Annotated in this window: 13 protein-coding genes; 10 read left to right on the top strand and 3 right to left on the bottom strand. The window is 67.8% G+C overall.

Going from position 1 to position 12,983, the window contains the following annotated elements; genetic code table 11:
• Positions 1-67: 67 nt before the first annotated feature.
• The 4 genes from PDM28_RS08940 (at position 68) to PDM28_RS08925 (ending at position 2,930) form a co-directional block, all read left to right on the top strand.
• Complete coding sequence (locus PDM28_RS08940) at positions 68-1,198, top strand: GNAT family N-acetyltransferase (RefSeq protein ID WP_311184508.1); 1,131 nt, start codon at positions 68-70, stop codon at positions 1,196-1,198.
• Positions 1,195-1,929 (top strand): leucyl/phenylalanyl-tRNA--protein transferase, encoded by a 735-nt coding sequence (gene aat / locus PDM28_RS08935; protein WP_311184507.1) that lies wholly within the window; start codon positions 1,195-1,197, stop codon positions 1,927-1,929. The genes PDM28_RS08940 and aat overlap by 4 nt, the downstream gene beginning before the upstream one ends.
• A 193-nt stretch (positions 1,930-2,122) precedes the next feature.
• On the top strand, positions 2,123-2,341 hold the full coding sequence (infA, locus tag PDM28_RS08930) for a translation initiation factor IF-1 (protein WP_005409596.1): 219 nt from the start codon (positions 2,123-2,125) through the stop codon (positions 2,339-2,341).
• 217 nt (positions 2,342-2,558) lie between these two features.
• Positions 2,559-2,930 (top strand): hypothetical protein, encoded by a 372-nt coding sequence (locus tag PDM28_RS08925; protein ID WP_311184506.1) that lies wholly within the window; start codon positions 2,559-2,561, stop codon positions 2,928-2,930.
• A gap of 65 nt (positions 2,931-2,995) precedes the next feature.
• Here PDM28_RS08925 and clpA read toward each other — a convergent pair whose 3' ends face one another.
• A complete protein-coding gene (gene clpA, locus PDM28_RS08920; RefSeq protein ID WP_311184505.1) occupies positions 2,996-5,278 on the bottom strand; it encodes an ATP-dependent Clp protease ATP-binding subunit ClpA in 2,283 nt (760 codons plus the stop codon).
• Positions 5,279-5,642: 364 nt separating this feature from the next.
• On the bottom strand, positions 5,643-5,972 hold the full coding sequence (clpS, locus tag PDM28_RS08915) for an ATP-dependent Clp protease adapter ClpS (RefSeq protein WP_070208114.1): 330 nt from the start codon (positions 5,970-5,972) through the stop codon (positions 5,643-5,645).
• Positions 5,973-6,066: 94 nt separating this feature from the next.
• On the opposite strand from clpS, the gene PDM28_RS08910 reads away from it, so the two are divergent.
• The 6 genes from PDM28_RS08910 to PDM28_RS08885 all read left to right on the top strand — a co-directional run bounded on the left by PDM28_RS08910 (position 6,067) and on the right by PDM28_RS08885 (position 10,424).
• A complete protein-coding gene (locus tag PDM28_RS08910; protein ID WP_311184504.1) occupies positions 6,067-6,531 on the top strand; it encodes a hypothetical protein in 465 nt (154 codons plus the stop codon).
• A 1-nt stretch (position 6,532) separates the two neighbouring features.
• Positions 6,533-6,994 carry an NUDIX hydrolase gene (locus PDM28_RS08905; RefSeq protein ID WP_311184503.1) on the top strand — a complete coding sequence of 154 codons (462 nt, stop codon included), beginning with the start codon at positions 6,533-6,535 and terminating at the stop codon, positions 6,992-6,994.
• The gene (gene mnmA / locus PDM28_RS08900; protein ID WP_070208111.1) at positions 6,991-8,130 is read left to right on the top strand and encodes a tRNA 2-thiouridine(34) synthase MnmA; all 1,140 of its coding nucleotides are present in this window, start codon (positions 6,991-6,993) and stop codon (positions 8,128-8,130) included. The genes PDM28_RS08905 and mnmA overlap by 4 nt, the downstream gene beginning before the upstream one ends.
• Entirely contained in the window at positions 8,127-8,741 is a 615-nt protein-coding gene (gene hflD, locus PDM28_RS08895; protein ID WP_102946861.1) for a high frequency lysogenization protein HflD, read from the top strand. Before mnmA ends, hflD begins: the two co-directional genes overlap by 4 nt.
• Before the next feature lie 119 nt (positions 8,742-8,860).
• Positions 8,861-10,051 (top strand): methyl-accepting chemotaxis protein, encoded by a 1,191-nt coding sequence (locus PDM28_RS08890; RefSeq protein ID WP_311184502.1) that lies wholly within the window; start codon positions 8,861-8,863, stop codon positions 10,049-10,051.
• A 97-nt stretch (positions 10,052-10,148) separates the two neighbouring features.
• Positions 10,149-10,424 carry a hypothetical protein gene (locus tag PDM28_RS08885; RefSeq protein ID WP_311184501.1) on the top strand — a complete coding sequence of 92 codons (276 nt, stop codon included), beginning with the start codon at positions 10,149-10,151 and terminating at the stop codon, positions 10,422-10,424.
• Between the two features lie 39 nt (positions 10,425-10,463).
• Here PDM28_RS08885 and PDM28_RS08880 read toward each other — a convergent pair whose 3' ends face one another.
• Positions 10,464-12,938 (bottom strand): putative bifunctional diguanylate cyclase/phosphodiesterase, encoded by a 2,475-nt coding sequence (locus tag PDM28_RS08880; protein ID WP_311184500.1) that lies wholly within the window; start codon positions 12,936-12,938, stop codon positions 10,464-10,466.
• Positions 12,939-12,983: the final 45 nt, after the last annotated feature.

Raw genomic sequence — 12,983 nt, 5'->3', positions numbered from 1 at the left:
TGCACCTGGGACGCATGAAAGGCCGGCATACACTGCCGGCCTTTTTCGTATGCCCTATCCTTTGTGCATGCCCGATACACGCTTTCTTCATCGCCTCACCGACCTTCCCGCCGCCGATTGGGATGCCCTGCATGACGGGTGCAACCCGTTTGTCAGTCATGCCTTCCTGGCGGGGCTGGAAGAGCACGGCTGCCTGCGGCCAGAGTGGGGTTGGCGACCGCGCCACTTCACCCTGTGGGAAGGCGACCAGCTGGTCGGCGCGGTGCCCGGCTATCTCAAGGACAACTCGCATGGCGAGTTTGTGTTCGATCACGCCTGGGCCAACGCGTATGCGCGGCATGGGTTGGACTACTTCCCGAAGTGGCTGGGTGCAGTGCCGTACTCGCCAGTGACCGGACCGCGCCTTCTCACCCGGGATGCCGGGACCGCCGGGGCACTGGTCGACGCCCTGCGCGGCGAGGTCGGACGCATGGGCTGGTCGTCGGCACACGTGAACTTCCATCCGACCGATGACGACTCCGCCTTCGGGCCGGAGTGGCTGCTGCGCGAGGACATCCAGTTCCAGTGGCACAACCCGGGCGACTGGACCGACTTCAGCGGCTTCCTCGCCGCTATGGACCACAAGCATCGCAAGAACATCCGCCAGGAACGCGCCAAGCTCGCCCGCACCGGCGTCACCTACCGGATCGTGCATGGCGACGAGGCCAGCGCCGACGACCTGCAGGCCATGCACCAGTTCTACCTGCAGACCTTCAGCGAGTATGGCAACGCACCGGCGCTGACCCTGCCGTTCCTGCAGCACCTCGCGGCGACGATGCCGCGCCGGCTGGTGATCTTCCTGGCGCTGCTGGATGGCCAGCCGGTGGCCGGCGCGCTGTGCCTGCGCGGTGCCGACACCCTGTACGGGCGCTATTGGGGCGGCGCCACCCTGCCCGGCCTGCACTTCGAGACCTGCTACTACCAGGGCATCGAATACTGCCTGCGTGAAGGCCTGGCGCGGTTCGAACCCGGCGCCCAGGGCGAGCACAAGCTGGCCCGCGGCTTCCTGCCGACAACGGTGCGCAGCCGCCACTGGATCGCCGAATCGGCGTTCGCAGAAGCCCTGGCCGGCTGGTGCGAACAGGAGCGCGCCGACGTACGCCGCTATGCCCACGTGCTGGCCGGGCACAGCCCGTTCAAGGACGGTGAACCGACATGACCCGACACCTGCCGTGGCGGCTGGAAGACCGCTCCGACGCGCCATTCCCGCCAGCCGAAACCGCCCTGCGCGAACCGGACGGCCTGCTGGCGCTGGGCGGCGACCTTTCGCCGGTGCGGCTGCTGAACGCCTATGCGGGCGGTATCTTCCCGTGGTTTTCCGAGGGCCAGCCGCTGCTGTGGTGGTCGCCGGACCCGCGCATGGTGTTCCGCACCGACGGCGTGCGCCTGTCCTCGCGGTTCCGGCGCAGCCTGCGCGGCAGCGGCTGGACCCTGCGCGCGGACACGCGGTTCCGCGAGGTCATCCAGGCCTGTTCGGCCAGCCCGCGTCCCGGGCAGGACGGCACCTGGATTACCCGCGACATGGTCGAGGCCTATGTGGCCCTGCATGGGCTGGGGTACGCCCATTCCATCGAGGTGCTGGACGGCGAGCGGCTGGTGGGCGGCATCTATGGGGTGGCGATCGGGCGGATGTTCTTCGGCGAGAGCATGTTCAGCGCGGAGAGCGGCGGCTCGAAGGTGGCGCTGGCCGGGCTGGCGCACTATCTGGGGTCGCAGGGCTGGCCGCTGATCGACGCGCAGGTTGAGAACGACCATCTGCTGAGCATGGGAGCTGAGCATTGGCCCCGGGAGCGCTTTCTAGGAGTGCTGCGGGAGCAGGTGCAGATGCCGGAAGCGCCGGAAAGTTGGAGCGGCCGGTTTCGAACACAGGCGGCGGCAACCTCGGCGTAGTGCCGGCCGCCGCCGGCTCCCGATATCGCCTGGAGCCGGCCGGCGGCCGGCACTACGGTTGATCGGACCACGGTGGTTGTTCGAGCCACGGTTATCCCCCCAGTTAACGCAAACTTTGCATCCCGGGGCCAACCTGCGTAAAATGCCCGCTCTTAAGGCCAGCTCGGCCGTTTATAGACCTGCACAGGACTACATGTCGAAAGACGACTCCATCGAGTTCGAAGGCACCGTCAGCGAGACGCTGCCGAACACCACTTTCCGCGTTCGACTGGAAAACGGGCATGAAATCATTGCCCATATCTCCGGCCGCATGCGCAAGAACTACATCCGCATCCTGACCGGCGACCGCGTCAAGGTTGAAATGACGCCGTACGACCTGACCAAGGGTCGCATTACCTACCGCATGAAGTAAGCGGTAAGGCGGCTTCTGCGGAAGACGCGTTCGAAGGCCAGCCCCGTGCTGGCCTTTCTGCGTGGGCGCCATTCAGCCTGTCCAGGTAGGCCAACAGTCACCCTGACCGCCTTCACCCTGACATCAGTCAGCCTGCCTTGATGCAGATTCGCCTGCCGCCGCGCACAGGCATGGTGGTATCCGGTCCGCTCCGGACCGCCACATCCCGGCCCCCGACATGAAAACCCTGATCCCGCTGTGCCTGCTGGTTGTCGCCACCGCTGCCGGCTCGGCGTCGGCACAGACCGCACCCGACACGGCTGCTGCCGCCGGTTCCGACTGCATCGCGCTGGCCCCCGACCACCAGGTGGTTCGCAGGAGCGCCGCTGAAAGCATCCTGCTGCAGAACGGCAGCGACCACTACCTGGTCCGTTTCGCCCGCTCGTGCAGCAGCGCCGCCACCTCGCGCAAGGTGGAATTCGTCACCCCCGATCACCAAGGCCAGCTCTGCGGCGCCGGCGGCAGCAAGCTGCGCACCGATTCGCAGTCCTGCGAGGTCACTGCGGTGCAACCCATCACTGCCGAGGTATTCACGCGCCGCGCGCGCTGAAGACACCGCCCAGAAAAAACGCCCCGTAAGGGGCGTTTTTCCGATCTTCGATCAGCGTCCGCAGGTCATTCCACCGTTGCCGGCAGCAACCGCTCCGGTTCGGCCTGTGTTTCCACGAACAGCTCGTCGTCGCGGACGTCGATGCTGACCCGGCCACCGTTGACCAGCTTGCCGAACAGCAGCTGGTCGGCCAGCGGGCGCTTGATCTTGTCCTGGATCACGCGGGCCATCGGGCGGGCGCCCATCAGCGGGTCGAAGCCGTGGCGGGCCAGCCAGTCGCGCGCGGTCGGGGTGGCCGACAGGCTGACGTGCTTTTCCTGCAGCAGCATTTCCAGCTCGATCAGGAACTTGTCCACCACGCGCAGGATGTGCTCGAAGCCCAGCGGCTGGAACTGCACCACCGCGTCAAGGCGGTTGCGGAATTCCGGCGTGAAGCTCTTGCGGATGATCTCCATCGCGTCGGTGGCGTGGTCCTGGCGGGTGAAGCCGATCGACCGCCGCGAGGCCTGCGCCGCGCCGGCATTGGTGGTCATCACCAGCACCACGTTCTTGAAGTTCGCCTCGCGCCCGTTGGTGTCGGTCAGCACGCCACGATCCATGACCTGCAGCAGGATGTTGAAGATATCCGGGTGGGCCTTTTCCACCTCGTCCAGCAGCAGCACGCAGTGCGGGGTCTTGACGATCTTCTCGGTGAGCAGGCCGCCCTGGTCGAACCCGACATAGCCCGGGGGCGCGCCGATCAGGCGGCTGATCGAATGCGGCTCCATGTACTCGCTCATGTCGAACCGGACCAGCTCGATGCCCAGCTGCAGCGCGAGCTGCTTGGTCACCTCGGTCTTGCCCACGCCGGTGGGGCCGGCAAACAGGAAGTTGCCGATCGGCTTTTCCGGATTGGCCAGGCCCGAGCGGGCCAGCTTGATCGCCGAAGACAGCGTCTCGATGGCCGGGTCCTGCCCGAAGATCACCATCTTCAGGTTGCGCTCCAGGTGCTGCAGCACGTCCTTGTCGGTGGCGCTGACCTGCTTGGCCGGAATCCGCGCCATCTTGGCCACGATGGTCTCGATCTCCTCGATGTCGATCAGTTCCTTGCGCTCGCCTTCCGGCAGCAGCCGCTGGCGGGCACCGGCTTCGTCGATCACGTCGATGGCCTTGTCGGGCAGCAAACGGTCGCCGATGTGCTTGACCGACAGGTCCACTGCGGCCTGCAGCGCGTCGTCGGCGTAGGTCACGCCGTGGTGCGCTTCGTACTTGGGCTTGAGCCCCTGCAGGATCTCGTAGGTTTCGCCCACGGTCGGCTCGACGATGTCGATCTTCTGGAAGCGGCGTGCCAGCGCACGGTCCTTCTCGAAGATGCCGCGGTATTCCTGGAAGGTGGTCGAGCCGATGCAGCGCAGCTCGCCCGACGCCAGCGCCGGCTTGATCAGGTTGGAGGCGTCCATGGTGCCGCCCGACGCCGACCCGGCACCGATGATGGTGTGGATCTCGTCGATGAACAGCACCGCGTTGGGCATCTTCTTCAGCGCGGTGAGCACGCCCTTGAGGCGCTTTTCGAAGTCGCCGCGGTATTTGGTGCCGGCCACCAGCGCGCCCAGGTCGAGCGAGTAAATCACTGCGTCGGCCAGCACGTCGGGGACCGTGCCTTCCACGATCCGCTTGGCCAGGCCCTCGGCGATGGCGGTCTTGCCGACGCCGGCCTCGCCCACGTACAGCGGGTTGTTCTTGCGGCGGCGGCACAGGACCTGGATGGTGCGCTCGATCTCGTCGCGGCGACCGACGAGCGGGTCGATCCGCCCCGCACGCGCGGCGTCGTTGAGGTTGCTGGCGAATTCGGCCAGGGCGTCGCCCTTGCCTTCGCCATCACCGCCCTCGGCGCGCCCTTCGGCGTCCGACGACGGCGGCACTTCGCCCTCCTCGCCCAGCTTGGCGATGCCATGGGAGAGGTAGTTGACGATATCCAGCCGGGTCACGTCTTGCTGGTTGAGGTAATAGACCGCGTGCGAGTCCTTCTCGCCGAAGATCGCCACCAGCACGTTGGCGCCGGTGACTTCCTTCTTGCCCGAGGACTGCACGTGGTAGACCGCCCGCTGCAGCACGCGCTGGAAGCCCAGGGTCGGCTGGGTGTCGCGGCCGTCATCTTCGGCCAGGCGGGAGACGGAGGCCTCGATGGCCTGCTCCAGCTCCTGGCGCAGGCGCTCGGCGTCCGCACCGCAGGCCTTGAGGACGGCCTGGGCGGACGGGTTGTCGAGCAGTGCCAGCAGCAGGTGTTCCACCGTCATGAACTCATGGCGGGCCTCACGGGCGCGCTTGTAGCACTGACCGATGGTGTGTTCGAGGTCTTTACTGAACATGTTCTACTCCGGCGGCAGTTGTGAACAATATGCGGCCTACCTGCTCAATTTCCATCACCCTAGCGGATCAGTGCGTTCAGACGGCGTTAGTACTCACGCGGGCGCTCCCCAGAGCCCCGGTGCCGTTACCCGGAAGGACGCTCGCCGGGGATGGAACCGGCCATGCGGGCCGCGCAATCCGGATGGGCCCGTACCGACGTGTCCCGATCCTATTCCGTTCGGAAGAATTCGTAGGTCCGGCCGCTGGCCGGACACCGCGCGCAGCGCGGCTCAAGCACCCGAAGTCGAAAACGCACGAAATCGGGACAATCCCACCGGCGTTTAGACATGACCGAAGCCGCCCAAACGCCTGCAAAATCCCAAATTACCCGGCCTTTTCCATCGTGCACAGCAGCGGGTGCTGGTTCATTCGGGAGAACTCGTTGACCTGGGCCACCTTCGATTCGGCGACCTCGCGGGTGAATACCCCGCATACCCCACGGCCGCGGGTGTGCACGTTGAGCATCACCTGGGTGGCCTTTTCAAGGTCCATGGAGAAGAAGTGCTGCAGCACGGTCACCACGAAATCCATCGGGGTGTAGTCGTCGTTCAACAGCATCACCTGGTAGAACGGCGGCGGCGCGACCTCCGGCCGGGCCGGTTCCAGCGCTACGCCGTGGTCGTGATGGGGGTCTTGGGAGGGCTCGCGAGGCATCCGGACATTATAGCCGCCGGACCCGCCGGATTGGACGTTGGCCCCCTGCCCCCGTCACAATCCCCGCATGCAACGAGACATTCACAAGGTTTTCATGAGAACGACCGTCGCCGCGCTGCTGCTGGCCACTGCCGTGTCCGGGGCCCATGCGGCCACGCCGGATCCGTCCATCGGCAAGGTGCTGGATACGCTCAAATACCCATATGAGATCGACGAGGACGGCGATTACAAGCTGGTGTTCGACGTGGAAGGCGGCCGCACCCAGCTGGTGTTCGTGCGCTCGGCGGTGGAAACCTACGGCGAGCACCGGATCCGCGAGGTCTGGTCGCCCGGTTACAAGGCGGCTTCCGGCGCGTTCCCGGCCGAGGTCGCCAACCGCCTGCTGGAAGATTCGCAGGACGCCAAACTGGGCGGCTGGGTGAAACAGGACACGCTGGCGATGTTCGTTGTGAAGGTGGACGCCAACGCTGGCGCGCAGGCCCTGGGCGACGCCATCGAGGCCGCCACGAATACCGCCGATGCGATGGAAGCCGAACTGACTGGAACGGACGAGTACTGACGTGGACGCAGCGCAGGACACCCGCTGGACGCCGCATGTGACCGTGGCCACCGTGGTGGTACGCGACGGGCAGCTGTTGCTGGTGGAAGAAGCCATCGACGGACGCGCCGTGCTCAACCAGCCGGCCGGCCACCTGGAACCCGGCGAAAGCCTGGCTGGCGCCGCGCTGCGCGAAACCCTGGAAGAAACCGGCTGGACGGTACGACTGACCGCCTTCATCGGTACCTACCAGTGGACCGCACCGGACGGCACGCCGTTCCTGCGCTTCGCCTACGTGGCCGAGCCGGTCGCGCATGATCCGGCGCGGCCGCTGGACACCGGCATCCTGCGCGCGCTGTGGCTGGACCCGGCCCAGCTCCGGGCCGACCCGACGCGGCTGCGCAGTCCGCTGGTCTGGGAGGTCGTTTCCGACTTCCTGGCCGGCCAGCGCCACCCCCTTTCGATCGTCAAGGAGATCGCATGAGCACCCCGCGCATCATGGTCGGCGTCTCCGGTGGCGTGGACTCGTCGGTCGCGGCCTGGCGCCTGGTCCAGCAGGGCGAGCCGGTGGCCGGTCTGTTCATGCAGAACTGGGCCGATGACGGCAGCGGCGACTGCCGCGCCGAGGACGACCGCCGCGACGCGGTCGCGGTGTGCGGCCTGCTCGACATTCCGTTCCATTTCCGCGACTTCTCCAGCGAGTACTGGCAGGGCGTGTTCGAGCACTTCCTGGCCGAGTACGCCGCCGGGCGCACGCCGAACCCGGACGTGCTGTGCAACCGCGAAGTGAAGTTCAAGCACTTCCTGGACGCGGCCCGCGAACTCGGCGCCGAACGCATCGCCACCGGCCACTATGCCCGCGTGGCCAAGGTCGGTGGGCATTGGGCGCTGCTGCGCGGTGCCGACCGCAGCAAGGACCAGAGCTATTTCCTGCACCAGCTGGGCCAGGCCCAGCTGGCCGCGACCCTGTTCCCGATCGGCGACCTGCAGAAGAACGACCTGCGCCGGATCGCCCGCGACGCGCGCCTGCCCACGCATGCCAAGAAGGACTCCACCGGCATCTGCTTCATCGGCGAGCGCGACTTCCGCGAGTTCCTGGGCCGCTACCTGCCGGCGCGCAGCGGGCAGATCCAGGACCCGGACGGCACCGTCATCGCCGAGCACCCGGGCGTGTTCTATTTCACCCTGGGCCAGCGCGAGGGCCTGAACATCGGCGGCGTGCGCGGCCGCCCGGCGGCGCCGTGGTACGTGGTGGGCAAGGACGTGGCCAGCAATGTGCTGTACGTCGACCAGGACCGCGAGAGCCCGTGGCTGCAGTCGACCCGGCTGCATTCGGAGACCGCGCACTGGATCGCCGGCGCCCCGCCCGCGCGGGAGTTCACCTGCACCGCGCAGACCCGTTACCGCCAGCCGGACGAGCCCTGCACCGTGCGTGTGCGCGACGATGGCAGCGTGGACGTGCGTTTCGCCCGGCCGCAGCGCGCCGTCACCCCAGGCCAATCCCTGGTGCTGTATGACGACGAGGTCTGCCTGGGTGGCGCGGTGATCGCCGCCACCGACGCGCCGCTGGAACAGCGCCTGCGCACCGCCCCTTCCCCCTTCGAGGTATCTGCTGCATGAGTTTTTCGATCGACGACCGCGTCCTTGCCCTGGCTGGCATCGCCCAGGCGCTGCAGCAGGTGCGCCGCATCGCCGAAACCGGCCATTCCGAGGCCAGCGTGGTCCGCACCGCGATCGACAGCGTATTCCGGATCGACGCCGACAGCCCGCAGGCCGTGTATGGCAGCGCGGCCAACGTGGCCCCGGGCCTGCGCCTCCTGCACAACTATTTCCGCAGCCAGGGCCAGGACGAGATCCTGCCGCGGCTGGCGCTGGCGGTGCTGCAGCTGGAGCGCCGTTTCGTGCGTGAGCACGCGGTGGTCGAGCAGGTCAGCCAGGGCATCGCGCGTGCCCGTCGCCAGGCGCTGGAACTGAACGACAGCGCCCACCCGGACGTGCTGGGCAGCCTGGGCGGCCTGTATGCCGACACCATCAGCCACCTCAAGCCGCGCGTGATGGTGCAGGGCAACCCGCACTACCTGGGCCAGGCCGGGGTGGTGGCCGAGATCCGCGCCCTGCTGCTGGCGGCGGTGCGCTCGGCGGTGCTGTGGCGCCAGACCGGCGGCCAGTACTGGGATTTCCTGATCTCGCGCAAGGCGATGATCGAAGCGGTGGATCGTCAGCTGCGTTGACCGGTAGAGCCACGCCCTGCGTGGCTGCAATGCGCCCGAAGCACGAAATCCGCACACACCGACTAAAGCTCCCGGGGGCACGGCCGATACATTCTCCGTGCACCTCCCCGAGAACGTTTATGTACTCACGCCTTTTCACTAGTCTGGCCGCTCCCCTGGTCCTGACCCTGCTGCTTCCCTTCGCCATCGGCTTCGCCTGGCCGGCCGCCCTGACCTGGGCGATCCTGACCACGATGACGCTCAGCTGGCTGGGCTTTGCCTGGTGGACCGTCCGCGCCCAGGCCCAGCGCTCGCCCGAACATGCCCGCATGATGCGCGAACAGGACCAGCTGCTGACCGAGCTGCGGACGTTCGTCGGCAACGAAATCGACGGATCGCGCGGCGAGATCGAACGCGCCCGTGACCTGATCCGCCAGGCCGTGGCCGGCCTCGGCGGCAGCTTCGACGCCATGAACCGCAAGTCGCGCCAGCAGAGCCAGGCGCTGGCCCGCATCGTCGACCGCGCCGGTGAAGACGGCGGCGCCGGTGTCGACGTGGCCCGCTTCGCCCAGCACGCCAGCCAGCGCATGGAGCAGCTGGTGGAAGCGCTGGAACAGGTGAGCGGCCAGAGCAGCACCACCGTGCAGCACATCGACCAGATGGCGCAGCACCTGGACGGCATTTTCTCGCTGCTGGAAGACGTCAAGTCGATTGCCGACCAGACCAACCTGCTCGCCCTGAACGCGGCCATCGAAGCGGCCCGTGCCGGTGAAGCCGGTCGTGGCTTCGCGGTGGTGGCCGACGAAGTGCGCAACCTGTCCGAGCGCTCCACCACCTTCAACGAGCAGATCCGCAAGCTGGCGCACAGCTCCAAGGACGCCATCGCCAAGGTCCGCGAGACGGTCTCCAACATGGCCTCGCGCGACATGGACCGTTCCCGCGAAGCCCGCCACGAAGCGGCGGCGATGCTGGACAACGTGGCCCAGATCAACGCCTCGCTGGGTGACGGCATGCGCGAGATCTCGGAGTGCGGCCGTGCCATCGACAGCAGCGTGGCCGAAGCGGTGCGCGCCCTGCAGTTCGAGGACATCGCCACCCAGGCCCTGGGCGGCGTGCACACCCACCTGGACCGCCTGACCTCGATCAACCGCGAAGCGGTCGGCCTGCAGGAACTGCTGCACAGGAATGGCGGTGTGTTCGACGCCGAAGTGGCCACCGCCCTGCAGCGCACCGGCAACCGCCTGCGCGACATGCGCAGCGAGTGGGAGCGCCCGCCGCACAAGCCGGTGAGCCAGCAGAGCATGGCCGCCGGTGCGGTGGAACTGTTCTGATCGATGAGGGTTGCCGGCAACGGCAAAACGCGAAGCCCCGGCACTGCCGGGGCTTTCGCGTGTGTGACCTTTCCGCCTACGTGTAGATGACCGACCGATGCTGTTGAACACTCATCCCCACCACGTACCGCAAGGCGCCGCCAGCGACGCGCCTGCCGACGTGCCCCACCCCGCCCCGGCGCCGGCCGCGCCGCTGAGCGGACGCGCATTGCTGGCGGCGCTGGAACAGATGGCGCAGGCGGAATTGGCAGGGATGGCGGGGAACGCAAAAGACGAACCACGCCTGGATCCGACGTTGGCGTGGCTGGGATGGGATATGGGCCTGTCGGGCCCTGATGTCATGGCCTCCGGTCAACGGACCGAAGCCACGTAGCGCCGGGCTCTGCCCGGCCGCTCCTGACGGCCCCGTGTCTTACGGAGAAACCGGAATCCGCACGGCATCCATCGCGGCCCCAGCCAGCGACAATTGCCCCTGCGCCCCACCCTGCCGCAACCAGTGCGCCAGGTCCCGCGGGGTCAACGGCCGGGAATACAGATACCCCTGGATCTCGTCGCACCCCTGGCGGCGCAGCATCGCCTCTTCCTGCTCGGTTTCCACGCCTTCAGCCACCACCTTCATGCCCAATGCATGCCCCAGGTGCACGATCGCCTGGGTGACCTCGGCAGTACCGGTGTCGTGCAACATGCCCTGCACGAAGCTGCGGTCGATCTTCAGGCGGCCGACCGGGAAGCGGTTGAGGTAATGCAGGTTGGAGAACCCGGTACCGAAGTCGTCCACCGCCAGCGGCACCCCGTGCCGTTCCAGCACGTCGAAACAATGCCGCAGCACGTCGGTGTCGCGGATCAGCGCCGACTCGGTCAGTTCCAGCTCCAGCCGCTGCGGCGGCCAGCCATGCGCATGGCAGGTATCGATCACCCGCTCGGCAAAGCCCCGGTCGCGCAGCTGCACGGCCGAGACGTTCACCGCAATGCGATCGAACTGCAGGCCGGCACGGTCCCACGCCGCCGCCTGGCGGCAGGCCTCGGCCAGCACCCAGTCGCCGATGCGCACGATCTCACCGCATTTCTCGGCAATCGGAATGAACTCGGCCGGGCTGCAATAGCCGATGCCCGGACGATGCCAGCGCAGCAGCGCCTCAATCGCCGGCGGCTGGTCGTGCGCGGCGTGCAGCAGTGGCTGGTAGGCCAGGCTGAACTCCTCGCGCTCGATCGCCCCCAGCAACGCATGTTCGATCTCCAGCCTGCGCTGGATCCGCAGCAGGGCGTCCTGACTGTAGTACTGCCAGGTATTGCGCCCGGCTTCCTTGGCCGCGTACATCGCGGCGTCGGCCGCCCGCAGCAGCGTGTCGAAATCGCCGTGCTCGTCGTCCAGCATGGCAATGCCCACGCTGGCGCCTACCTTCAGGGTCGTTTCGCCGCGCTGCAGCGGTTCGGCCAGCGAGGCGATCAGCTTGCGCGCCACATGGCCGGCGTCTTCCGGGTCGGCCAGGTCGCGCAGCACCACGATGAATTCATCGCCGTTGAACCGCCCGAACAGGTCGGCATTGCGCAGCACCTGGTGCAGGCGCGCCGCGGCGGCCTTGAGCAGCGCATCGCCGGTGGCGTGGCCGAAGGTGTCGTTGATGGTCTTGAAGCCGTCCAGATCAATGAACAGCATCGCCAGCGCGGCGCCACGGTCGCGCGCTTCCTCGATGGCGTCGGCGGTCTGCTCGCGCAGCAGCATGCGGTTGGGCAGGCCGGTGAGCAGGTCGTAGTGGGCCAGCAGCTCGATCCGTTCGCTGGCTTCACGCTCGCGGGTGATGTCACGGAACAGCACCACGTAGCGCGTCGGCAGGCCGTCGCGGTGGTCCAGCTCGATCAGCACCTGGACCCAGACCCGCAGGCCGGACTGGCGGTAGAAGCACAGGTCCAGCTGTTCGGGCAGGCCGCCGGCCGCGATCCGCGCCAGCGCCGCTTCGAACGCGTCGCGCGAGTCCTGGGTGTACAGCGCCAGGACCTGGTCGAGGGTGATGGGCTCCTTGCGCAGGCCGTGGATGCGGTAGCACTCCTCGGTCCACTGCGTGTGCCGGGTGAGCACGTCGATCTCGCAACCGCCGATCCGGCCCAGGGCCGAGACGCGGTTGAGCAGTTCGGTGCGCCAGCGGATCAGCGCGTCGGTCTGGTGCTGTTCGGTGATGTCCTGGACCTGGCCCAGCACGCGCTGGATATGCCCGTCCGGGCCCAGCAGCGGCTGCAGCCACAGCCGCAGGTGCCGCATGCCTTCCGCACCGCGCGGCAGCTCCAGCGCCAACGTGCTCGGCTTGCCGTCGCGCAGCATGCGCCGCCAGGCCTGGCGCAGCAGGCCGCGCGAGCGCGTTTCGAGCTGCCGCAGCCAATGCCGGCGGCCGCCCAGCGGTGCGTGGCCCGCGCCCAGCAGGGCCCGGAATTCCGGCGACCACCAGAACTGGCGGCTGGCCGGATCCCACGACCAGCTGCCCATGCTGGCGATGCGCTGGGCTTCGCGCAGGTGCACCTGCTGCTCACGCAGCAGGGCTTCCATCTGCGCCTGCGCCTGCAGGTCAGCCGGCGCCGCGCGGGTGTCAGCCACAACCGGCTCGGGCACACTCAGCGTGAAGGCCAGCAGGTTGCCACCGGCGTCGTGCACCGCACGCATCCAGCCGTCGAAGCGGCCGTGCGGACCGCCCGGCAGCTGGCACGGCACAAGGCCGCCATCGGCCGCCAGCAGGCGCAGGTCCTCCAGCAGCGCGCCATAGGCCGCCACCGTGGCCGGCAGCCCGTGCTCGCGCGCGGCCGGATTGGCGGCCAGCGGGCGCCCGTTGCGGTCCAGGATCACCAGGGCCGACGCCAGGGGGTGCTGCAGCAGACTCGCGATGATGCCTTGGTCCACGCGGTATGACTCCGATAACGCACCCGACAGCCGGGAACGTAATCG

The sequence above is a fragment of the Stenotrophomonas aracearum genome (genome assembly GCF_031834615.1).
In the GTDB taxonomy this organism is placed as follows: domain Bacteria; phylum Pseudomonadota; class Gammaproteobacteria; order Xanthomonadales; family Xanthomonadaceae; genus Stenotrophomonas; species Stenotrophomonas aracearum.
This window is presented reverse-complemented; position numbering and strand designations above follow the sequence as displayed.

Coding starts and splice junctions, on each gene's coding strand:
- PDM28_RS08940 (WP_311184508.1), top strand. CDS start 68: ATGCCCGATACACGCTTTCTTCATCGCCTCACCGACCTTCCCGCCGCC.
- aat (WP_311184507.1), top strand. CDS start 1,195: ATGACCCGACACCTGCCGTGGCGGCTGGAAGACCGCTCCGACGCGCCA.
- infA (WP_005409596.1), top strand. CDS start 2,123: ATGTCGAAAGACGACTCCATCGAGTTCGAAGGCACCGTCAGCGAGACG.
- PDM28_RS08925 (WP_311184506.1), top strand. CDS start 2,559: ATGAAAACCCTGATCCCGCTGTGCCTGCTGGTTGTCGCCACCGCTGCC.
- clpA (WP_311184505.1), bottom strand. CDS start 5,278: ATGTTCAGTAAAGACCTCGAACACACCATCGGTCAGTGCTACAAGCGC.
- clpS (WP_070208114.1), bottom strand. CDS start 5,972: ATGCCTCGCGAGCCCTCCCAAGACCCCCATCACGACCACGGCGTAGCG.
- PDM28_RS08910 (WP_311184504.1), top strand. CDS start 6,067: ATGAGAACGACCGTCGCCGCGCTGCTGCTGGCCACTGCCGTGTCCGGG.
- mnmA (WP_070208111.1), top strand. CDS start 6,991: ATGAGCACCCCGCGCATCATGGTCGGCGTCTCCGGTGGCGTGGACTCG.
- hflD (WP_102946861.1), top strand. CDS start 8,127: ATGAGTTTTTCGATCGACGACCGCGTCCTTGCCCTGGCTGGCATCGCC.
- PDM28_RS08890 (WP_311184502.1), top strand. CDS start 8,861: ATGTACTCACGCCTTTTCACTAGTCTGGCCGCTCCCCTGGTCCTGACC.
- PDM28_RS08885 (WP_311184501.1), top strand. CDS start 10,149: ATGCTGTTGAACACTCATCCCCACCACGTACCGCAAGGCGCCGCCAGC.